The 20,019-nt window shown below is 54.8% G+C and carries 20 protein-coding genes, 1 pseudogene and 1 other annotated feature; of the genes and pseudogenes, 8 read left to right on the top strand and 13 right to left on the bottom strand.

Annotation, left to right across the window (positions count from 1 at the left end; genetic code table 11):
* The first annotated feature begins 149 nt into the window (after nt 1-149).
* From oppA to oppF, 5 genes are all read left to right on the top strand, one after another.
* Nucleotides 150-1,790: an oligopeptide ABC transporter substrate-binding protein OppA gene (oppA, locus tag HX773_RS00450; protein WP_176970001.1), complete on the top strand. Its 1,641-nt coding sequence runs from the start codon at nt 150-152 to the stop codon at nt 1,788-1,790.
* A gap of 80 nt (nt 1,791-1,870) precedes the next feature.
* Nucleotides 1,871-2,791, top strand: coding sequence for an oligopeptide ABC transporter permease OppB (gene oppB, locus HX773_RS00445; protein ID WP_007892378.1), 921 nt, complete (start codon nt 1,871-1,873; stop codon nt 2,789-2,791).
* Nucleotides 2,792-2,806: 15 nt separating this feature from the next.
* A complete protein-coding gene (oppC, locus tag HX773_RS00440) occupies nt 2,807-3,715 on the top strand; it encodes an oligopeptide ABC transporter permease OppC (protein ID WP_176970000.1) in 909 nt (302 codons plus the stop codon).
* An 11-nt stretch (nt 3,716-3,726) separates the two neighbouring features.
* A complete protein-coding gene (locus HX773_RS00435; protein WP_061718771.1) occupies nt 3,727-4,746 on the top strand; it encodes an ABC transporter ATP-binding protein in 1,020 nt (339 codons plus the stop codon).
* Nucleotides 4,743-5,747, top strand: coding sequence for a murein tripeptide/oligopeptide ABC transporter ATP binding protein OppF (oppF, locus tag HX773_RS00430; RefSeq protein ID WP_176969999.1), 1,005 nt, complete (start codon nt 4,743-4,745; stop codon nt 5,745-5,747). The genes HX773_RS00435 and oppF overlap by 4 nt, the downstream gene beginning before the upstream one ends.
* A gap of 43 nt (nt 5,748-5,790) precedes the next feature.
* Here the strand turns inward: oppF and HX773_RS00425 are convergent, their stop codons facing one another.
* Complete coding sequence (locus HX773_RS00425) at nt 5,791-6,120, bottom strand: HI1450 family dsDNA-mimic protein (protein WP_196761379.1); 330 nt, start codon at nt 6,118-6,120, stop codon at nt 5,791-5,793.
* Between the two features lie 37 nt (nt 6,121-6,157).
* Nucleotides 6,158-7,618 carry a cardiolipin synthase gene (gene cls / locus HX773_RS00420; RefSeq protein WP_176969998.1) on the bottom strand — a complete coding sequence of 487 codons (1,461 nt, stop codon included), beginning with the start codon at nt 7,616-7,618 and terminating at the stop codon, nt 6,158-6,160.
* Between the two features lie 162 nt (nt 7,619-7,780).
* On the opposite strand from cls, the gene HX773_RS00415 reads away from it, so the two are divergent.
* On the top strand, nt 7,781-7,954 hold the full coding sequence (locus HX773_RS00415) for a YciY family protein (protein ID WP_007892390.1): 174 nt from the start codon (nt 7,781-7,783) through the stop codon (nt 7,952-7,954).
* Between the two features lie 190 nt (nt 7,955-8,144).
* Here HX773_RS00415 and HX773_RS00410 read toward each other — a convergent pair whose 3' ends face one another.
* Nucleotides 8,145-8,441 (bottom strand): YciI family protein, encoded by a 297-nt coding sequence (locus HX773_RS00410; protein WP_101764253.1) that lies wholly within the window; start codon nt 8,439-8,441, stop codon nt 8,145-8,147.
* Between the two features lie 204 nt (nt 8,442-8,645).
* On the opposite strand from HX773_RS00410, the gene tonB reads away from it, so the two are divergent.
* Nucleotides 8,646-9,374 (top strand): TonB system transport protein TonB, encoded by a 729-nt coding sequence (gene tonB, locus HX773_RS00405; RefSeq protein WP_176969997.1) that lies wholly within the window; start codon nt 8,646-8,648, stop codon nt 9,372-9,374.
* 52 nt (nt 9,375-9,426) lie between these two features.
* Here the strand turns inward: tonB and yciA are convergent, their stop codons facing one another.
* From yciA to HX773_RS00385, 4 genes are read right to left on the bottom strand one after another with little or no spacing between them, the layout of a single operon-like run.
* On the bottom strand, nt 9,427-9,846 hold the full coding sequence (yciA, locus tag HX773_RS00400; RefSeq protein WP_007892397.1) for an acyl-CoA thioester hydrolase YciA: 420 nt from the start codon (nt 9,844-9,846) through the stop codon (nt 9,427-9,429).
* Between the two features lie 54 nt (nt 9,847-9,900).
* The gene (locus tag HX773_RS00395) at nt 9,901-10,440 is read right to left on the bottom strand and encodes a septation protein A (protein WP_008106564.1); all 540 of its coding nucleotides are present in this window, start codon (nt 10,438-10,440) and stop codon (nt 9,901-9,903) included.
* 58 nt (nt 10,441-10,498) lie between these two features.
* A complete protein-coding gene (locus HX773_RS00390; RefSeq protein WP_176969996.1) occupies nt 10,499-11,233 on the bottom strand; it encodes a YciC family protein in 735 nt (244 codons plus the stop codon).
* 27 nt (nt 11,234-11,260) lie between these two features.
* Nucleotides 11,261-11,677, bottom strand: a complete 417-nt coding sequence (locus tag HX773_RS00385; protein ID WP_176969995.1) for a YkgJ family cysteine cluster protein — start codon at nt 11,675-11,677, stop codon at nt 11,261-11,263.
* A 246-nt stretch (nt 11,678-11,923) separates the two neighbouring features.
* On the opposite strand from HX773_RS00385, the gene ompW reads away from it, so the two are divergent.
* On the top strand, nt 11,924-12,556 hold the full coding sequence (ompW, locus tag HX773_RS00380) for an outer membrane protein OmpW (protein WP_176969994.1): 633 nt from the start codon (nt 11,924-11,926) through the stop codon (nt 12,554-12,556).
* Between the two features lie 46 nt (nt 12,557-12,602).
* Here ompW and HX773_RS00375 read toward each other — a convergent pair whose 3' ends face one another.
* The 6 genes and pseudogenes from HX773_RS00375 to HX773_RS00345 all read right to left on the bottom strand — a co-directional run bounded on the left by HX773_RS00375 (nt 12,603) and on the right by HX773_RS00345 (nt 19,734).
* The gene (locus HX773_RS00375) at nt 12,603-12,917 is read right to left on the bottom strand and encodes a BON domain-containing protein (protein ID WP_101764257.1); all 315 of its coding nucleotides are present in this window, start codon (nt 12,915-12,917) and stop codon (nt 12,603-12,605) included.
* A 249-nt stretch (nt 12,918-13,166) separates the two neighbouring features.
* Nucleotides 13,167-13,970: a tryptophan synthase subunit alpha gene (gene trpA, locus HX773_RS00370; RefSeq protein WP_176969993.1), complete on the bottom strand. Its 804-nt coding sequence runs from the start codon at nt 13,968-13,970 to the stop codon at nt 13,167-13,169.
* Nucleotides 13,970-15,163 (bottom strand): tryptophan synthase subunit beta, encoded by a 1,194-nt coding sequence (trpB, locus tag HX773_RS00365; protein ID WP_101764259.1) that lies wholly within the window; start codon nt 15,161-15,163, stop codon nt 13,970-13,972. The genes trpA and trpB overlap by 1 nt, the downstream gene beginning before the upstream one ends.
* A gap of 46 nt (nt 15,164-15,209) precedes the next feature.
* Nucleotides 15,210-16,577 carry a bifunctional indole-3-glycerol-phosphate synthase TrpC/phosphoribosylanthranilate isomerase TrpF gene (trpCF, locus tag HX773_RS00360; protein WP_176969992.1) on the bottom strand — a complete coding sequence of 456 codons (1,368 nt, stop codon included), beginning with the start codon at nt 16,575-16,577 and terminating at the stop codon, nt 15,210-15,212.
* Between the two features lies 1 nt (nt 16,578).
* Nucleotides 16,579-18,172: pseudogene (gene trpD, locus HX773_RS25860) on the bottom strand (bifunctional anthranilate synthase glutamate amidotransferase component TrpG/anthranilate phosphoribosyltransferase TrpD).
* The gene (locus tag HX773_RS00345; RefSeq protein ID WP_176969991.1) at nt 18,172-19,734 is read right to left on the bottom strand and encodes an anthranilate synthase component 1; all 1,563 of its coding nucleotides are present in this window, start codon (nt 19,732-19,734) and stop codon (nt 18,172-18,174) included. Before HX773_RS00345 ends, trpD begins: the two are co-directional and overlap by 1 nt.
* Before the next feature lie 23 nt (nt 19,735-19,757).
* Nucleotides 19,758-19,866, bottom strand: a sequence feature (Trp leader region).
* Nucleotides 19,867-20,019: the final 153 nt, after the last annotated feature.

The raw sequence follows: 20,019 nt of genomic DNA, 5'->3' as shown, positions 1-20,019 counted from the left end.
GATCCGGCGCTACAGTCGGGCGGCACTTTACCGTGGTAAACCCTGAAGGGTGATTAGGGTCTTCGTTCAGACACGCGAAGATCACCTGGAAACGGGGTACGCCGGGCGTTAAATCGACCCGGTAAAGATAATAAAACTGGAGCGTAATAATGAACAACATCACAAAAAAAAGCCTGATTGCAGCGGGCGTATTAGCCGCAATCGGCGCGCTGGCAGGGAATGCCGCGCTGGCAGCAAAAGTGCCAGCAGGCGTTGAATTGGCAGCAAAACAGGAACTGGTTCGCGGTAACGGCGATGAAGTACAGTCGCTGGATCCACATAAGATTGAAGGTGTTCCGGAAGACAACATTGCGCGTGACCTGTATGAAGGTTTGATCACCAGCGACAGCGATGGCAAACCGGTCCCTGGCGTGGCGGAAAGCTGGGAAAACAAAGATTTCAAAGTCTGGACTTTCCACCTGCGCAAGAACGCCAAATGGTCCAACGGTGAACCGGTCACCGCACAAGATTTCGTTTACAGCTGGCAGCGTCTGGTCGATCCGAAAACTGCATCGCCATACGCCAGCTATCCGCAATATGGCCACATCGTCAATGTTGACGACATCATCGCCGGTAAAAAGCCGACATCCGAGCTGGGTGTAAAAGCCATCGACGATCACACGCTGGAAGTGACGCTGAGCGAGCCCGTGCCGTACTTCTATAAGCTGCTGATTAACTCCGTGATGTCTCCGGTGTATAAGCCGGCTATCGACAAGTTTGGCGATCAGTGGACCCAACCGCAAAACTGGGTTGGTAACGGCGCCTTTAAACTTGAATCTCACGTGATCAATGAACGCGTAACGCTGGTGCGTAACCCGCAGTATTGGGATAACGAGCACACCGTGCTGAACAAAGTCACCTTCCTGCCAATTAACTCTGAAGTCAGCGACGTTAACCGTTACTTCTCTGAGAACGGCAGCGATATCACTTACAACAACATGCCTATCGAGCTGTTCAAAAAGCTGCAGCGTGATAACGGCAAAGAGTTGATGGTGAAGCCATACCTGTGCACCTATTACTACGAAATCAATAACCAGAAAGCGCCATTCACCGATCCACGCGTACGTACCGCGCTGAAACTCGGTCTGGATCGCGACATCATGGTGAACAAGGTTCTGGCGCAAGGTCAGCAACCGGCTTACAGCTTCACCCCGCCAGCCACCGATGGCATGGAACTGCTGCCGCCGGATTGGTTCAAGTGGGATCAGAACAAGCGCAACGAAGAAGCGAAAAAGCTGTTGGCTGAAGCCGGTTACACTGCAGATAAACCGCTGACCTTTAACCTGCTGTACAACACCTCCGATCTGCACAAGAAACTGGCGATCGCGGCCTCTTCTATCTGGAAGAAAAACATCGGCGTCAACATCAAGCTGGAAAACCAGGAGTGGAAAACCTTCCTCGACACGCGTCATCAGGGCAACTTTGATGTCTCTCGTGCGGCATGGTGTGCGGATTACAACGAACCGACTTCATTCCTGAACATCATGCTGTCTGACAGCAGCAGTAACACCTCGCACTACAAGAGCGCTGACTTCGATAAAGTTATCCACGATGCGGTTAAAGCCACAGACGATAAAGCGCGCGTAGCGGATTATCAGAAAGCTGAGCAGATCCTGGATAAAGACAGCACCATCGTGCCGGTTTACTACTACGTCAATGCGCGTTTGGTGAAACCTTACGTGGGCGGTTACACCGGCAACGATCCGCTGGATAAAACCGTCGATAAAAACCTGTATATCATTAAACATTAATAGCACTCAGGCTATCGATAGTGGCGGTGCTGCGGCACCGCCTTTTTACTTTGTGAAGCAACAGCCTGGTAGGTACGGCAATGTTAAAATTCATCCTGCGTCGGCTCCTTGAAGCCATCCCGACGCTGTTTATCCTCATTACCATCTCTTTCTTTATGATGCGACTGGCACCCGGCAGTCCATTTACCGGCGAACGTGTTCTCTCGCCGGAAGTGATGGCGAATATCGAAGCGAAGTACCATCTCAACGATCCGATTGGCAAACAGTACCTGAGTTATCTGGTGCAGTTGGCACATGGCGACTTTGGCCCTTCGTTTAAATATAAAGACTACTCGGTCAATTATCTGGTCGGCCACGCCTTCCCGGTGTCAGCGAAACTCGGTCTGGCTGCCTTCTTCCTCGCCGTGGTACTGGGCGTTACGGCTGGCGTGATCGCCGCCCTGAAGCAGAACAGTTTGTGGGATTATGCCGTGATGGGGGTCGCGATGACCGGCGTGGTGATCCCCAGCTTTGTCGTAGCACCGTTACTGGTGCTGGTGTTTGCGATTACCTTACGCTGGCTGCCAGGCGGCGGCTGGAACGGCGGCCAATGGAATTACATGTTGCTGCCGATGGTGGCGCTGTCGCTGGCCTACATCGCCAGCATCGCGCGTATCACCCGTGGTTCGATGATTGAAGTGATGCACTCAAACTTCATCCGTACCGCGCGCGCCAAAGGTCTGCCACTGCGCCGTATCGTGCTGCGTCACGCGCTGAAGCCCGCCATGTTGCCGGTGCTTTCCTATATGGGACCGGCGTTTGTCGGCATCATCACCGGTTCCATGGTGATTGAATCCATCTATGGTTTGCCGGGCATCGGCCAGCTGTTCGTTAACGGGGCATTGAACCGTGACTACTCGCTGGTGATGAGTCTGACCATTCTGGTTGGCGTGCTGACCATTCTGTTTAACGCGATCGTTGATGTGCTGTACGCCGTGATCGATCCGAAAATCCGTTACTGATTGTGGAGCTCGCCCATGATGTTAAGTAAGAAAAACAGCGAAGCTCTGGATACCTTCAGTGAAAAACTGGAAGTCGAAGGGCGCAGCCTCTGGCAGGATGCGCGTCGCCGCTTTATTCACAACCGCGCGGCCTTTATCAGCCTGCTGGTGCTGCTGGTGATCACACTGTTCGTGGTGTTTGCCCCGATGCTGTCGCAGTTCAAATATGACGATACCGACTGGGGAATGATGTCTGCCGCGCCGGATACCGTTTCCGGTCACTGGTTTGGCACCGATTCATCGGGTCGCGATCTGCTGGTGCGTGTTGCGATTGGTGGCCGTATCTCGCTGATGGTGGGCATTGCCTCCGCGCTCATCGCGGTGCTGGTCGGTACGCTGTATGGCTCACTGGCGGGTTATCTGGGCGGTAAAATCGACTCGGTGATGATGCGTATTCTGGAGATCCTCAACTCCTTCCCGTTCATGTTCTTCGTCATCCTGCTGGTGACCTTTTTTGGTCGCAACATTCTGCTGATCTTTGTGGCGATTGGCATGGTGTCGTGGCTGGATATGGCGCGTATCGTACGCGGGCAGACGTTGGGCCTGAAGCGTAAAGAGTTCATCGAAGCGGCGCAGGTCGGCGGTGTGAGCACCTTCAAAATCGTGCTGCGTCACATTGTGCCGAACGTGTTGGGCGTGGTGGTGGTGTATGCCTCGCTGCTGGTGCCAAGCATGATCCTGTTCGAATCTTTCCTCAGCTTCCTTGGCCTCGGCACACAGGAACCGCTGAGCAGTTGGGGCGCATTGCTGAGCGATGGCGCCAACTCGATGGAAGTGTCGCCGTGGTTGCTGATGTTCCCGGCAGGTTTCCTCGTGGTCACGCTGTTCTGTTTTAACTTTATCGGCGATGGCTTGCGTGATGCCCTCGACCCGAAAGATCGTTAAGGAGTTTCCCGATGACCATTCATGAATTTCAGCCAGCCATGGCTGCACGTGCGGGAAACAATAACCTGCTGCTTGATGTAAAAGACCTGCGCGTCACCTTCAGCACCCACGATGGCGATGTCACCGCTGTGAACGACCTCAACTTTTCACTGCATGCGGGTGAAACGCTGGGCATTGTTGGCGAATCCGGCTCGGGGAAATCGCAAACCGCGTTTGCCTTGATGGGGCTGCTGGCAAAAAATGGGCGTATTGGCGGTTCAGCAAAATTTAACGGCGCAGAGATCCTCAATCTGCCGGAGAACAAGCTTAACAAACTGCGCGCAGAGCAGATTGCGATGATCTTCCAGGACCCGATGACGTCGCTTAACCCTTACATGCGCGTCGGCGAGCAGTTAATGGAAGTGCTGAAGCTGCATAAAGGCATGAACAGCGCCCAGGCATTTGAAGAGTCGGTGCGCATGCTAGATGCCGTGAAAATGCCGGAAGCGCGTAAGCGCATGAAGATGTTCCCACATGAATTCTCTGGCGGTATGCGTCAGCGTGTGATGATTGCGATGGCGCTGCTGTGTCGGCCGAAGCTGCTGATTGCCGACGAGCCGACTACCGCGCTCGACGTTACCGTGCAGGCGCAGATCATGACGCTGCTGAATGAGCTGAAGCGCGAATTCAATACCGCAATTGTGATGATTACCCACGATCTCGGCGTGGTAGCGGGTATCTGTGACAAAGTGCTGGTGATGTACGCTGGTCGTACCATGGAATATGGCCGTGCACGCGATGTGTTCTATCATCCTGCACATCCGTACTCGATTGGCTTGCTGAGTGCGGTGCCGCGTCTGGACGCTGAAGAGGGCGAATCGCTGACCACCATTCCAGGCAACCCGCCGAACCTGCTGCGCCTGCCGCAAGGCTGTCCGTTCCAGCCTCGCTGCGCCTACGCCATGGACATTTGCGCCAAGGCACCGCCGCTGGAGCCTTTCGCTGAAGGTCGCTTGCGTGCCTGCTTCAAGCCGGTGGAGGAGTTAGTATGAGCACCGTAGTCGAAGAGAAAAAAGTCCTGCTGGAGATCGCCGATCTTAAGGTGCACTTTGAGATTAAGGATGGCAAACAATGGTTCTGGCAGCCACCGCACACCCTGAAAGCGGTCGACGGCGTCAGCCTGCGTTTGTACGAAGGTGAAACCTTGGGCGTGGTGGGTGAATCAGGCTGCGGTAAATCGACGCTGGCCCGCGCCATCATTGGCCTGGTGAAAGCCACAGAAGGGCGCGTCGCCTGGTTAGGACGCGATCTGCTCGGGCAAAGTCAGGAGCAATGGCGCCAGGCGCGCAGCGATATCCAGATGATCTTCCAGGATCCGCTGGCATCGCTTAATCCGCGTATGACTATTGGCGATATCATTGCTGAACCGCTGCGCACCTATTACCCGAAGATGCCGCGTCAGGAAGTGAAGGATAAGGTCAAAACCATGATGATGAAGGTTGGGTTGTTACCTAACCTTATCAACCGCTATCCACACGAGTTCTCGGGCGGCCAGTGTCAGCGTATTGGGATCGCGCGTGCACTGATTCTGGAGCCGAAGCTGATCATCTGCGATGAGCCGGTATCGGCGCTGGACGTGTCGATTCAGGCGCAGGTCGTCAACCTGTTGCAGCAATTGCAGCGAGAAATGGGGTTGTCACTGATCTTTATCGCGCACGATTTGGCGGTGGTAAAACACATCTCCGATCGCGTGCTGGTGATGTATCTCGGGCATGCGGTTGAGCTGGGTACTTACGATGCGGTGTATAACAATCCGCAGCATCCGTACACACGCGCGTTGATGTCAGCGGTGCCGATTCCCGATCCAGACCTGGAGAAGAACAAGCAAATCCAGCTGCTGGAAGGGGAGCTGCCATCGCCAATCAATCCGCCATCGGGTTGCGTGTTCCGCACCCGTTGCCCGATTGCCGGCCCAGAGTGCGCGAAAACGCGTCCGCTGCTGGAAGGCAGCTTCCGTCATGCGGTGTCTTGTTTAAAAGTCGATCCGCTGTAAATGAAAACGCCGGGCGATTGCCCGGCGTTTTTTTGTCTGTCGCTTACTCGCGCCACAGGATGTGGCAGAGTTTGTGATCTTTCTCGCGGCACAGCAGGACGCGTGCGAACACATCAGTGATCGGCTCGCCGTCGGCTTCACCCAATCCAATCACCACTTCTGCGAAGAAGTCTGGGTTGAGATCGAAATCAACATGTTCCTGCCAGTCTTCTGCAGGATCGAACAGTTCTGCGCCACCGCGCTCTTCAAACTGCAGATTGAACAGAATAATGTCAGCGGGATCGAGATTGTCGCCAGCCAGCTCAAGAAAAATATCGTAAGCCTGCTCCAGCGTTTCATCTTCAGTAAGGCGATTATTTAAATCCATGGTCATTCCTGCTTGCCCTGAGGCGGTAATATTTTCGCTCGTTTTACAGTAAAGGACTAAAGAAGTAAAACAGTCGTTCAACGATGCGTTGCCACCACGCACGTTTAGCCCAGCGAGCACCATCCAGTAAGCGTGAGCGGGCGATGTAATCATCCTGCACGGTAGCGAGATCGCTGCCAAAGCCGTCATCATCAACCACCAGCGTGATCTCAAAGTTGAGCCACAGGCTGCGCATATCCAGATTTACCGTGCCGACCAAACTCAGCTGCCCGTCTACCAGCACACTTTTGGTATGCAACAGGCCATCTTCAAACTGGTAAATCTTCACGCCGGCTTCCAGCAGTTCGGTGAAAAAGGCACGACTCGCCCAGCCTACCAGCAGCGAATCATTGTGGCGCGGCACAATAATGCTCACTTCCACACCGCGTAACGCTGCGGTACAGATGGCGTGCAGCAGGTCATCGCTCGGCACAAAGTAGGGCGTGGTCATAATCAGCTGCTCGCGTGCGGAGTAAACCGCTGTGAGCAACGCCTGATGGATCATATCTTCCGGGAAGCCGGGACCAGAAGCGATCACCTGAATGGTATGTCCGCTCTCCTGTTCGAAGGGCATCACATTGCCATCCGGCGCGGGCGGCAGAATGCGTTTGCCGGTTTCAATCTCCCAGTCGCAGGCATACACAATACCCATGGTAGTTGCCACCGGACCTTCCATGCGCGCCATCAGATCAATCCACTGGCCCACGCCCGCTTCCTGCTTAAAGAAGCGTGGATCGACCAGATTCATGCTGCCGGTATAAGCGATGTAGTTATCGATCAGCACCACTTTACGATGCTGACGCAAGTCCATGCGCCGCAGGAACACACGCAGCAGGCTAACCTGCAATGCTTCAACCACGTCGATGCCGGCATTGCGCATCATATTGACCCACGGACTGCGGAAGAAGGTGACGCTGCCCGCTGAATCCAGCATCAAACGGCAGTGTACACCGCGACGCGAAGCGGCCATCAACGATTCCGCCACTTCATCGGCCAGCCCGCCAGGATGCCAGATATAGAACACCATCTCGATGTTGTGACGCGCCAGCTGGATATCACGGATCAGTGCATGCATCACGTCGTCGGAACTGGTGAGTAACTGCAGCTGATTGCCTTTCACGCCGGCAATGCCCTGACGATGGCGGCACAAATCAAATAAGGAGCGCGCCACATCGCTGTGTTGAGTGGCGAAGATATGGCGGCACTGCTTGAGATCGTTGAGCCATTTGGCGGTGGAGGGCCACATAGTGCGCGCGCGCTCGGCCCGCCGTTTACCTAAATGCAGCTCCCCAAAGGAGAGATAGGCGATTATACCCACCAGCGGCAGAATGTAGATGATCAGCAGCCAGGCCATTGCTGAGGTGACTGCGCGGCGTTTCATCAGAATACGTAGCGTGACACCCGCAATCAGCAGCCAGTAACCAAACAGCAGCAACCAACTGATTAGGGTATAAAATGTGGTCATTAAGTGGACGTCCTGTTCGCGCTTTGTTGTGCAAAGTTTACGTGCTGATCACAGGTAGTGAAACCTTTAATCGTGAATGACGTTTCGATGAAGCTTTCGATTTGGCATTTCCCAACAGATCTTTATAATGCCTGCCGAGTTTAGCCTGTCTGAGAGGATGTGATGAGACGCAGCAAAAATGAAGTGGCGCGCTGGAGAATGTTACGTCAGGTACACCGTCGTCGTTCTCGCTGGCTGGAAGGGCAGTCGCGTCGTTATAAACGCATCCACACCATTCGTCATCAGGTGGCGCAGCAGCATCGCCGCTCCATCCTGTTTATCTCGCAAATGGTCTGATGGGCTTACGCGGCCATCATGCGCCGCGTAGCACCCGAATGACATTGACCATCTCGACTGCCGCTGCCAGCACAATTAACATCACAATGTGCTGCCGAGCGTTGCGCCAGCCTTGCTGACGCCATAGCCAAAGTGCTCTGCCGATGAGAGCGAATGCTATCACCAGCAGTAAAACTGACTGCCACATAGATTAGAAAACGCGTTTGAACGGTTTGACCGCGACTTTCTCATACACGCCTGCGGCAATGTAGGGATCATCCTTGGCCCATGATTCCGCGACTTCCAGTGAAGAGAATTCGGCGATGATCACGGAACCGCTGAAACCGGCCGGGCCTGGATCGTTGCTGTCAACCGCTGGCAGCGGACCCGCTGCAATCAGTCGACCTTCATCTTGCAACAGCTTCAAACGAGCAAGATGCGCGGGACGTACCGAGTTGCGTTTTTCCAGTGAATCAGCGGTATCTTCCGCATAAATGACGTAAAGCACGATGGGATACTCCCGTTAGACTTGCCGAAATTGCGTGACACGTTAAGTGATCGTTAATCAGAGTGCAAACGAAAGATAAATACGCTGTCATTCAGCGCAATCAGGGTTAAAAAAGGCCTTTCTGAGGGCGCTTGCACATCGCTTATTGAAACTGATTGCTATTTGCATTTAAAATCTGCGCTTCACTCAATGAACATGAATGATATGACCACGTTGACTACGCCTTTACCTACACGTACCCCCATTGCTGTAATTTTATCCGTGGTACTTCACGGTTCGTTGATCGCTGGCATTCTCTATGCATCGTTTCATCAGGTGATTGAAGTTCCAAAAGCGTCGCAGCCTATCAGCGTTTCGCTGGTGGCTCCGGAAGTGCAACCCGAACCTGCGCCTGCCCAGGTCACGCCGCCGCCTCCTGAACCTGAGCCGGAACCTGAAGTAGCGCCAGAGCCGCCAAAGGTTGAGCCGGTGCCAATTCCTAAACCGGAACCTAAGCCGAAGCCAAAACCTAAACCGAAGCCAAAGGTTGAAAAGAAGGTTGAGCCGAAACCGCGTCAGGAAGTGAAGCCGCAGGAAAATCCGGTGAAGCAGGAAGCGCCAACCACGCAGACGCGTCCAACAACTGCGCCGAAAGCCAATCCGACCGCAACGCCGAGCATCTCTGATGGCCCGAAAGCGATGAACGTCAGCAAGCCTGCCTATCCGGCACGTGCGTTCGCGCTGCGCGTTGAGGGGCGTGTGCGGGTGCAGTTTGATGTTGATAGCGACGGTCGCGTGGATAACGTTCAGATCTTGTCGGCAGAACCGCGCAACATGTTCGAGCGCGAAGTGAAGCAGGCGATGAAGAAGTGGCGTTATCAGCCGGGTCGTCCGGGCAAGAATTTGACCATGAACATCGTGTTCCGCATCAACGGCGGCGCCAATATCGAATAAGCTCAGGATTGAGAGGCAAAAAGAAAGCGGTCAGATGACCGCTTTTTTTGTGTTACAGATCACTTAAATTGCTTCTGCCGGGCGGCAGCGGGCGAGATTGCCCGGTATTGTCGACAGCGACGTAGACAAACACCGCTTCGGTTGCGCAGTAGGTCTGTCCAATCGGTTCGGACGACACTTTCTTAATCCACACTTCGACGTTAATGGTCATGGAACTGTTGCCGGTGCGGATGCAGCGTGCGTAGCAGCTCACCACATCGCCAACCGCCACCGGTTTAAGGAAGGTCATTCCGTCCACGCGCACGGTGACGACACGTCCTTCGGCAATCTCTTTCGCCTTGATTGCGCCGCCCATGTCCATCTGCGACATCAACCAGCCACCAAAGATATCACCGTTAGCATTGGTATCCGCTGGCATTGCCAGGGTACGCAACACCATCTCGCCTTGCGGCGACTTATGTTTTTCGTCCATTGCTCAGTTCTTCTGCAGGTGAAGAGAAGCCCGACGCTGTCGGGCGGAGTGGCATTATTTTTGTTCTTGTTGCGGCATCTGTCGCCAGATATACACGCCGCTTAACAGGGTAAAGAGTAGGGTCAGGCCGGTCAGACCAAACACCTTAAAGTTAACCCAAAATTCCTGCGATAACCAAAACGCAACATAAATATTCGCTAAGCCGCAGGCGAGGAAGAAGATTGCCCAGGCAATGTTGAGATTGCGCCACACGCCTGACGGCAGTTGTAACTCTTTACCCAACATAGTTTGGATCAGCGGTTGCTTCATAAACCACTGGCTGTAGAGCAGCGCGACGGCAAACAGCGAATAGATCACCGTGACTTTCCATTTGATGAATTCATCGTTATGGAACACCAGCGTCAGCGTGCCGAATACCGCAACCAGCACAAAGGTAAAAATGGTCATCTTTTCCAGCTTGCGGTAGAGCACCCAACTGACGACCAGCGCCAGACCGGTGGCAACGATCAATGCGCCGGAGGCGACAAAGATGTCGTACAGCTTGTAGAAGATGAAGAAAACCACCAGGGGAAGAAAATCGAGTAACTGCTTCATAGCGTTTCCAATTAGGCAGGAGCGTACAGTTATGGCGCCCGGGTGAGCGCCATAACGATTAACGTAACAGCATATACAGCCGATACAGATAGATAATCAGCACTGCGGAGACCAGATTACCCAGCGCGTTCAACACCACGGAGGCGATGTTAGCGGGCAGCACGGTCAGCGATGAAAAGAAGAACATCAGCACTATTTTGGCCAGCAGCCACAGCACAATAGCCGGTGCGATAACCTTAATATTCTTCCAGGCGAGACGCATGCTGGCACGCATCGCGCCAATCACGCCGAGCTTCTCATTGGCGAGAATCACCGGCGCCAGCGAAAACAGAATCGCCAGAATCACGCCTGGCACCATCAGCACCATAAAGCCCAGCTGAACCAGCAGGGTGATCAGGAAGGTCTGCAGCAGCAGCTTTGGCAGGATGGGCGCAGATGCACCAATAGCGCGCAGCGCGCTGACGCGTTGTCCACCCGATACCATTGGGATCAGGAGCAGCATGCCACCCAGCAGCAACGTGTTGCCAATCAACGCAGCAAACGTGCCCGCAGCGGAAGCGCGCAGCAAAATACGCTGCTGATCCGGAGACATATTTTGTACCAGCTCAAACAGCGACGAGGCGCTGTCATCTGACTGGCTCAACAACGAGAGCTGGTCTTCACCTGGCGTTAACGCGTGGCCGACGATCACAGTAATGAACGAGGTCAGCAGCGCCAGCAGTAAAATAGTAAGCAGCTGATGGCGCAAAAAATTTCCTGTGTCACGGTATAACGAGCTTGCCGTGATAGACATGTAAACTCCTTGAAAGAACCGGATTAATTAACCCGGCGATTGTACATGTTCTACCGGTGTGCTGGCACCCGCATTGCGATAACTTTCTGTCATCTCAGGTAAAGAAGGGTTAAAAAGCGCAGGAAGACCGTAGCGAGCACGGGCGCGATCGCAGGCTTCGTTCAGTTCACCGTTCTCGCCGGACATCGAAAACTCCCGACAGGGCGAAGGGCGCTGCTGATAAATGCCGCAGGAGACGCAGCCGCCGACCTCGCCCTGCAGCGCAATACAGCGCGGTTGGCGTTGGTTGGTGCCGCGCATATTGCGCATAAACGGGGTTAAAGGTTCGGTTAATTCAACCGGAACGGCACCGGCGCCATCATCGGCTTCGGCCCAGTAAAAAGAGACACGGAAGTGCGCGCAGCATGCGCCACAGGTCACGCAAGGGTTTTGTGAATCGCTCATCTGATCGCCCGCCACCTCTAAGGCATCGAACCAAAATCACACAGGGGAGAAGTAAAATAATCACGGCGAAAAATTTTCGCAAGCGGACTTTTATTACGCGCTGTAAAGCCAAAATTGATCTGAATCAATCCATTGTTTTTTAAGTGATTAATTTATATTGATGCAGATGATCTTTTACCAAAAAAGGGGTAAATGTTGTGCCGCATTCAACATCGAGACCTATCTTTATTTGGCAAAGGAGTGATTATGAAACTGGCAAAATGCGCACTGCTGATGGCGCTGGCAATTCCGCAACTGGCTCTGGCTCATGAAGCCGGTGATTTCTTTATGCGCGCAGGTAGCGCTACTGTTCGTCCGACCGAAGGCTCTGACAATGTGCTGGGTATGGGCGGCTTTAACGTTAGCAACGATACGCAGCTGGGTTTGACCTTCACCTATATGGCAACGGATAACATCGGCATTGAGCTGCTGGCTGCAACCCCGTTCCGTCATAAGGTTGGCCTGGGCGCCACCGGAAATCTGGCCACCGTGCGCCAGCTGCCGCCAACTTTAATGGCGCAGTACTATTTCTTTGATAGCAAAAGCAAAGTCCGCCCGTACGTTGGCGTGGGTATCAACTACACCACCTTCTACGATGCCAAATTCAACCAAACGGGTGAGGATGCCGGTTTAAGCGACCTGAGCGTCAAAGATTCGTGGGGAATGGCGGGCCAGGTCGGTCTGGATTATCAAATCAACCGCGACTGGATGCTGAACGCATCGCTATGGTACATGGACATTGATACCGAAGTGAAATTCAAAGCTGGCGGTGAGCAGCAAAACATCAACACGCGTATCGATCCGTGGGTGTTCTTCTTTGGTGCGGGATATCGGTTCTGATCGGCAATCAGAAATGAAGCGGGCGACCAGAAGGTCGCCCGTTGTGTTATTTGATCTGCATATTGTTAACCACAGATTTCACGCCCGCCACGCTACGCGTTACGGCAACCGCGCGATTTGCCATCTGCGGTGAGCTGACAAAACCGCTCAGCTGAACTTTACCCTTGAAGGTTTCAACGTTAATTTCGGTCGATTTCAGCGACTCGTCATTCAACAGCTGAGCCTTAACTTTGGTGGTTACCACGGTATCGTCGATGTAACCGCCAGTGCCTTCTTTGGTTGCTGTGGGTGCACACGCGCTAAGAGCCAGCGCCATTACCGCAGCCATCATAAATCCTGCAACGACTTTGAAAAATTTCATTGGTTATCTCCCTGTCTTAGATGATGTTTCGCCGCAATGGGGCGGCGCAGTTAATTGTGGTCTGGAGATGCGAAATCGGCAAATCGGCACGTGCGAAAAAGTCAGAAATAGGGGTTTTTTGCCACTTATTGATCCAATCGCAGTTTTGGCTGGGTATGAAAATCTGAGAGTAGCCGGAAAAATGAGCTGGGGAGGTTTAGTGCGATAAAAAGGCCTTATCCGCGCCAGCGAATAAGGCCCTGAAGGATTTTAGCGGGTGGCCGCTTTCAGGCTGCTAACAAAGGCTTTCAGTTCGCTGAGCAGCGTTACCGGATCGTTCTGGTTACGCTCAATGATTTTCACAATTGCCGAACCGGAAATGGCACCAGCCGCACCGGCAGCGATCGCTTCTTTCACCTGACCAGGTTCAGAGATACCGAAGCCCTGCAGCGGCGGCGCAGCATTGAACTCGCGCAGCTTTTCGATCAGATGCTGCAGCGGCAGGCTGGCACGGTTTTCCGAACCGGTTACGCCTGCGCGTGACAGCAGATAGGTATAACCGCGACCGTGCGCAGCAATCTCACGCAGCAGTTCATCGTCAGCATTTGGCGGACAGATAAAGATCGGAGCCACATTGTGGCGCAGCGCAGCCTGACGGAAGGGCGCAGACTCTTCCAGCGGCACATCCGCAACCAGCACTGAATCGACGCCCACCGCTTCACACTGCGCATAAAAGTTGTCGATACCTTTGCTGAACACCAGGTTGGCGTACATCAGCAAGCCAATCGGCAGGTCAGGATACTTTTGACGCACGGTCGCCAGCATTTCAAAACACTGCGCCACGTTGGTGCCGGAAGCAAAGGCACGCAGTGTCGCGCCCTGAATGGTTGGGCCATCGGCCAGCGGATCCGAGAACGGAATACCGAGCTCTAATGCATCCGCACCGCCTTCCACCAAAGTATCGATAATTTTCAGCGACAGTTCAGGTGACGGATCGCCGAGGGTAACGAAGGGGACAAACGCGCCTTCTTGCTGCGCCGACAGACGTTGAAACAGCTGATTATAACGTTCCATCAGATCTCTCCCTTGGCTTTCAAAATATCGTGAACGGTGAAGATGTCTTTATCGCCGCGGCCAGAAAGGTTAACCACCAGCAACTGCTCTTTTTCCGGATTCTCGCGGATCATTTTCAGTGCATGTGCCAGCGCGTGTGAGGACTCGAGCGCAGGAATAATACCTTCCGCACGGCACAGCTCTTTAAAGGCGCTGAGCGCTTCATCATCGGTGATCGAAACATATTCCGCGCGGCCGATACTGTTCAGATGCGCATGCTGAGGACCCACTGACGGGAAGTCCAGACCCGCAGAGATTGAGTAGGATTCTTCAATCTGCCCCTCTTCGGTCTGCATCATCGGCGCTTTCATGCCGAAGTAGATCCCCACGCGGCCGTGCTTGAGCGGCGCACCGTGTTCTCCGGTTTCGATACCGTGACCCGCCGGTTCCACGCCGATCAGCCCAACGCTTTCTTCTTCGATGAAATCAGCGAACATGCCGATAGCGTTTGAACCACCGCCCACGCAGGCTAACACCGCATCCGGCAGGCGACCTTCGCGCTCCAGAATCTGGGCTTTGGTCTCTTCACCAATCATGCGCTGGAATTCACGCACGATAGTTGGGAACGGGTGCGGGCCCGCGGCGGTGCCGAGCATGTAGTGCGCGGTTTCATAGCTGCCAGACCAGTCGCGCAGCGCCTCGTTACAGGCATCTTTCAGCGTGGCTGAGCCGCTATGCACCGGAATCACTTCCGCGCCCATTAAACGCATACGGAATACGTTTGGCGACTGACGTTCAACATCCTTAGCGCCCATATAGATGCGGCACTTCATGCCAAGCAGGGCACAGGCTAACGCTGACGCGACACCATGCTGACCGGCGCCGGTTTCCGCGATGATCTCGTTTTTTCCCATGCGCTTGGCCAAAAGCGCCTGACCCAGCACCTGGTTGGTTTTGTGCGCGCCACCGTGCAGCAAATCTTCACGCTTCAGATAGAGGCGGGTTTTGCTGCCTTTGGTCAGGTTGCTGCACAGCGTCAAAGCCGTTGGGCGTCCAGCGTAGTTTTTCAGCAGGTCAGTAAACTCGGCCTGAAACTCGGGATCGCGCTGCGCTTCAACAAACGCATTTTCCAGCTGGCGCAAGGCTGGCATCAGGATTTGCGGTACGTATTGGCCGCCAAACTCGCCAAAATAGGGATTCAATAACGTGGTCATTTTTTCATCTTCCTTATTCGGCCCGCGCAACGGCGGGCAAGCGAAATTAATAGGCGCGCAGCGTGCGGAATACCGCCGCGACTTTGCTGGCATCTTTAATGCCTGGCGCAGATTCTACGCCGGAGTTGAAATCGAGGCCGGCACAGCCCAGCTGCGCGGCTTCAACGCAGTTGTCAGCGCTTAGGCCACCGGCCAGCAGCACATTGCTGAGATCCTGGCCTTGCAACAGTGACCAATCGAAACGCTGGCCGGTGCCGCCCTGGCCGTTATCAAACACGTAACGATCGACGTGCGGCCAGTCGCGCGCAGGTAACTGCTCTTTAATGCTCAGCGCTTTCCAGATTTTGGTGCTTGCTGGCAGCGCCTGACGCAATTGTGCGACAAACGCTTGATCTTCATCGCCGTGCAGCTGCACCGCAGAAAGTTTTAACGCTTCTGTCAGCGTGACAATGTCACTTATCGCACTGTTGCGGAACACGCCAACATACTTCAGCGCGGCAGCCGCCTGAACAACCTGCGCCTGCTCGCTGCTGATTTTACGCGGCGAGCCTTCGGCGAAGATCAAGCCTCCGTAAATGGCACCGGCTTCCTGCGCTGCGCGTGCATCTTCGGCGCGGGTCAGGCCGCAGACTTTGTTATCACCGAGCAATACGCGACGCACGCCAGCGGTGAGATCGGCTTCTTCCATCAGCGCGGAGCCAATCAGGAAGCCGTTAGCGAAGTGGCTCAGTTCACGTACCTGCGCATAATTGTGAATGCCAGATTCGCTGATGACGGTGACGCCATGTCCGAGGCGCGGGGCTAACTGACGCGTGCGATTCAGGTCGATGGACAGGTCGCGCAGGTCGCGGTTGTTAATGCCGACGACTTTGGCTTCCAGCGCGATGGCACGTTCCATCTCTTCTTCATTACTTACTTCGGTCAGCACGCCCATTTTCAGGCTGTGCGCCACGGCGGCGAGCTGACGGTATTGCTCATCATCCAGTACCGACAACATCAGCAAAATGGCATCGGCCTGATAATGACGTGCCAGATAGATCTGGTAAGGATCGATGATGAAGTCTTTGCACAACACCGGTTGCGTGATGGCGGCGCTGACAATCGGCAGGAACGCAAAATCGCCCTGGAAGTATTTCTCATCGGTTAACACCGAGACTGCAGAAGCGTAATGACGATACACGCCAGCGATGGTGGCGGGATCGAAATCCTCGCGAATCAGCCCTTTAGAGGGCGATGCTTTTTTGCATTCCAGGATGAATACGGTGCGTGATCCGCGCAGTGCATCGTAAAAATGACGTTCCGCAGGCTGCAAATCGTTCTGGAAGGTGGCCAGCGGCTGCTGTGCTTTGCGCGCTTCAACCCAGACGGCTTTATCTTGTACGATTTTCTCTAAAACAGTGCCCTTAATACTCATCTCATCCTCTCGCTGCCAGAGCGACAACGCGCTCGTAGGCCTGTCCGCTGCGAATGGCAGCGATGGCGCGCTGTGCGTTGTCGCGCAAATCTTCATTTCCGAACACTTTCAGTAACATTGCGACGTTCACCGCCACCGCCTGCTCATGGGCGGGCTGGCCTTTACCCTGGAGTAAACGGGTCAGAATGTCACGGTTTTCTTCCGGCGTGCCGCCGGCCAACGCGTCTTTATCATGGAAGCCAAAACCGAAGTCTTCTGGCGTCAGCTGATAGCCAGTGATTTCGCCATCACGCAGCTCGGCGACCTGCGTTGGGCTGTGCAGCGCCACTTCATCCATGCCACCGCCGTGGACCACAGCCGCACGTTGATAGCCGAGCACTTTCAGCGTTTGGGCGATCGGCAACACCAGCTCCGGGCTATACACGCCGATCACCGCCAGCGGTGGACGTGCAGGGTTAATCAGCGGACCCAGCACGTTAAAGATGGTCCGGGTTTTCAACTGCTGGCGTACCGGCATCGCGTGACGAAAACCGCTGTGATATTGCGGAGCAAACAGGAAGCAGACGTTGAGATCGTCCAGCGCCTGGCGTGCCTGTTCGGCAGGCATATCCAGATTGATGCCAAATGCCGCCAGCAGATCGGAAGAACCCGATTTGCTGGAGACGCTGCGATTACCGTGCTTTGCCACTTTCAGGCCGCAGGTTGCCGCGACAAAGGCGCTGGCGGTCGAGATGTTGATGCTATTGCTGCCGTCACCGCCGGTACCGACGATATCGGCAAAGGTGTAATCCGGGCGCGGGAACGGTTTCGCATCGGCCAGCAGCGCGGAAGCGGCACCGGCGATCTCTTCCGGACGCTCGCCACGGACTTTCATGGCGATCAGCGCGGCGGCTAACTGCGTTGGCTCCAGCTGACCGGTGATAATAGCGCTAAATAGCTGGTGGCTTTCGCCCTGGCTCAGCGTTTCGGACTGATAAAGTTTTTCCAGAATAGTTTGCATCATAATCTCCCTATTACTGCGCCAGCGCCCAGGCCAACGTCTGTTCTAACAAGCGCGCACCCTGAGTGGTGAGAATGGATTCGGGGTGGAACTGGAAGCCACACACACGGTCGGCATCGTGGCGCACGGCCATCACCATGCCGTTGTAGCTGGCGTTAACGGTCAATTCGGCTGGCGTATTGCTGCCGACCAGCGAGTGATAGCGCGCCACCGGCAGCGGATTGCTCAGGCCAGCGAACATGCCTTCACCATCGTGGGTAATAGAAGAGGCTTTGCCGTGCAGGATCTCGCCGGCCTGGCCGACATGTCCGCCGTAAGCTTCAACAATCGCCTGATGACCGAGACAGATGCCGATAATTGGCAGACGACCGCGCAGCGCTTGCAGCAAATCTGGCATGCAACCAGCATCTTTCGGCGCGCCCGGACCCGGCGACAGCATCAGAATCGGATTTTCCATCTGCTGCAGGCGTTCAATCAGCACCTCAGCGGGCACGTTGTTGCGATAAATCACCACGTTGTGGCCGAAGGTACGCAGCTGATCAACGAGGTTGTAAGTAAAGGAGTCGATGTTATCGAGCAGCAGGATATCGGCCATCAGAAAATCTCCTTGCAGTGATGGGCTGTTGCGATGGCACGCAATACCGCGCGCGCTTTATTGCGGCTCTCGTCCGCTTCTGCCTGTGGCTGGGAATCCAGCACCACACCGGCACCGGCTTGCACGGTGGCTACGCCGTCTTCAACCCACGCGGAACGGATAACGATGCAGGTATCAAGGTCGCCGTTAGCGGTGAAATAGCCGACTGCGCCGCCGTAGCTGCCGCGACGTGTGCCTTCTTTCCCGGCAATCAGCTGCATGGCACGCACTTTCGGTGCGCCGCTCAGCGTGCCCATGTTCATGCAGGCGCGGTAGGCGTGCAGCACGTCGAGGTCAGCGCGCAGCGTGCCGACAACGCGTGACACCAGATGCATCACGAACGAGTAGCGGTCAACTTTAGTCAGGTCAGCTACGTAACGGCTGCCCGGCACGCAGATACGCGCCAAATCGTTACGCGCTAAATCCACCAGCATCAGGTGCTCGGCCATCTCTTTATGGTCGGTGCGCATTTCCAGTTCGATGCGGCTGTCGAGATCGCGATCCAGCGAACCATCGGCATGGCGGCCGCGTGGGCGCGTACCAGCAATCGGGTAGATCTCAATCTGGCGCGACGTCGCGTCATATTTCAGTGAGCTCTCTGGCGAGGCACCAAACAGCGCGAAATCCTGATCCTGCATAAAGAACATGTAAGGACTTGGATTGCTGTTTTTCAGCGTGTCGTAAGCCGCCAGTGGAGAAGGGCACGGCAGCGAGAAGCGACGTGAAGGAACAACCTGGAAGATTTCACCGATGCGAATCGCTTCCTGCATCTCACGGACTACGCTGCAATACTCTTCGTCGCTCTGATTAGTGCTCAGCGTCATGTGCTCGACGCGCTGTACCGGCAATGCGGGCGCAGCTTGCGTCATCTGGCCGCGCAGTTGTTCAATGCGACCTTGCAGACGCTGGAACTCGCTGGTCGATGGGCTGAACAAGCTGGCCTGCAGGCGCGCAGTGCGCTGCTGGTGGTCGATCACCAGTAAAGTTTCGGCCAGATAGAAGCAGTAATCCGGGCAACGCTGTTCGTTACGCAGTTCCGGCAGATCCTCAAAACCGGCGACTAAGTCATAAGCGAACAAGCCGCCAAGCAGCATCGCTTCACGCTCCTCTTCCGGGCTGTTCACCAGCTGTGGGATCAGGCGCAGCGCATCAAACACGGAAAGGGCCTTCAGGCGGGAATCTTCGTCCTGCATGCCTTGCGGCTGGGTGAAATGCAGCTCGCGGCCATCAGGGCGCACTTCGATACGCACCTCAGAGGGCAGCGCCTCGTCCAGCAGCGGCAAGATAGCGCGACCATTTTCTGACAGCGCTTTGATGGTGACGATATTGCCCAGCGCACTGACGCGCAGCGCGCTATCGACGATTAACAGGCTTTTCAGGTTTTGTTTGCTGTCGATATCAGCGGATTCAAGCAGCAGAGTTGCTGGACGTGCGCCGCATAACTGATGAAACACTGCGGCCGGATCTTCGCGGTAGGGCGCGGTACCGGTTATCAACTTCAATGTAGGTTTCGCAATAGCCATAATGGATTCTCTGAATTTCGCTCAAAAAAAAGCCCGCTCGGTGGCGGGCTTAGGTATCAATCTGCACTGCGGTTACGCAAGTTGTGCACGACGATGTCGCCCGATAAAGGGATCTTCGCGCCACCAACCATTTAAATGCGTACCAAAAATAGTCATGATTAAATACCCGTTACGTGTGAACTTGTGTACTAGTTAACTGGTTCGGCCGAAAAATGTCAATACCCTTTTTCAGCCAGGGGCAAAATCGTTATCATGCCTGCCGGTTTATGCAGTTGCTGGAGTTAT

Origin of the sequence: Pantoea sp. B9002 (assembly GCF_013385945.1) — a bacterium.
Classification (GTDB): Bacteria; Pseudomonadota; Gammaproteobacteria; order Enterobacterales; family Enterobacteriaceae; genus Pantoea.
Note: the sequence above shows the minus strand (reverse complement) of the source record. Positions and strands in the feature narration are given on the sequence as shown.

Bases quoted from the DNA above. Each gene is read 5' to 3' on its own strand.
- oppA (WP_176970001.1), top strand. From the start codon at position 150: ATGAACAACATCACAAAAAAAAGCCTGATTGCAGCGGGCGTATTAGCC.
- oppB (WP_007892378.1), top strand. From the start codon at position 1,871: ATGTTAAAATTCATCCTGCGTCGGCTCCTTGAAGCCATCCCGACGCTG.
- oppC (WP_176970000.1), top strand. From the start codon at position 2,807: ATGATGTTAAGTAAGAAAAACAGCGAAGCTCTGGATACCTTCAGTGAA.
- HX773_RS00435 (WP_061718771.1), top strand. From the start codon at position 3,727: ATGACCATTCATGAATTTCAGCCAGCCATGGCTGCACGTGCGGGAAAC.
- oppF (WP_176969999.1), top strand. From the start codon at position 4,743: ATGAGCACCGTAGTCGAAGAGAAAAAAGTCCTGCTGGAGATCGCCGAT.
- HX773_RS00425 (WP_196761379.1), bottom strand. From the start codon at position 6,120: ATGACCATGGATTTAAATAATCGCCTTACTGAAGATGAAACGCTGGAG.
- cls (WP_176969998.1), bottom strand. From the start codon at position 7,618: ATGACCACATTTTATACCCTAATCAGTTGGTTGCTGCTGTTTGGTTAC.
- HX773_RS00415 (WP_007892390.1), top strand. From the start codon at position 7,781: ATGAGACGCAGCAAAAATGAAGTGGCGCGCTGGAGAATGTTACGTCAG.
- tonB (WP_176969997.1), top strand. From the start codon at position 8,646: ATGACCACGTTGACTACGCCTTTACCTACACGTACCCCCATTGCTGTA.
- yciA (WP_007892397.1), bottom strand. From the start codon at position 9,846: ATGGACGAAAAACATAAGTCGCCGCAAGGCGAGATGGTGTTGCGTACC.
- HX773_RS00395 (WP_008106564.1), bottom strand. From the start codon at position 10,440: ATGAAGCAGTTACTCGATTTTCTTCCCCTGGTGGTTTTCTTCATCTTC.
- HX773_RS00390 (WP_176969996.1), bottom strand. From the start codon at position 11,233: ATGTCTATCACGGCAAGCTCGTTATACCGTGACACAGGAAATTTTTTG.
- HX773_RS00385 (WP_176969995.1), bottom strand. From the start codon at position 11,677: ATGAGCGATTCACAAAACCCTTGCGTGACCTGTGGCGCATGCTGCGCG.
- ompW (WP_176969994.1), top strand. From the start codon at position 11,924: ATGAAACTGGCAAAATGCGCACTGCTGATGGCGCTGGCAATTCCGCAA.
- HX773_RS00375 (WP_101764257.1), bottom strand. From the start codon at position 12,917: ATGAAATTTTTCAAAGTCGTTGCAGGATTTATGATGGCTGCGGTAATG.
- trpA (WP_176969993.1), bottom strand. From the start codon at position 13,970: ATGGAACGTTATAATCAGCTGTTTCAACGTCTGTCGGCGCAGCAAGAA.
- trpB (WP_101764259.1), bottom strand. From the start codon at position 15,163: ATGACCACGTTATTGAATCCCTATTTTGGCGAGTTTGGCGGCCAATAC.
- trpCF (WP_176969992.1), bottom strand. From the start codon at position 16,577: ATGAGTATTAAGGGCACTGTTTTAGAGAAAATCGTACAAGATAAAGCC.
- HX773_RS00345 (WP_176969991.1), bottom strand. From the start codon at position 19,734: ATGGCTATTGCGAAACCTACATTGAAGTTGATAACCGGTACCGCGCCC.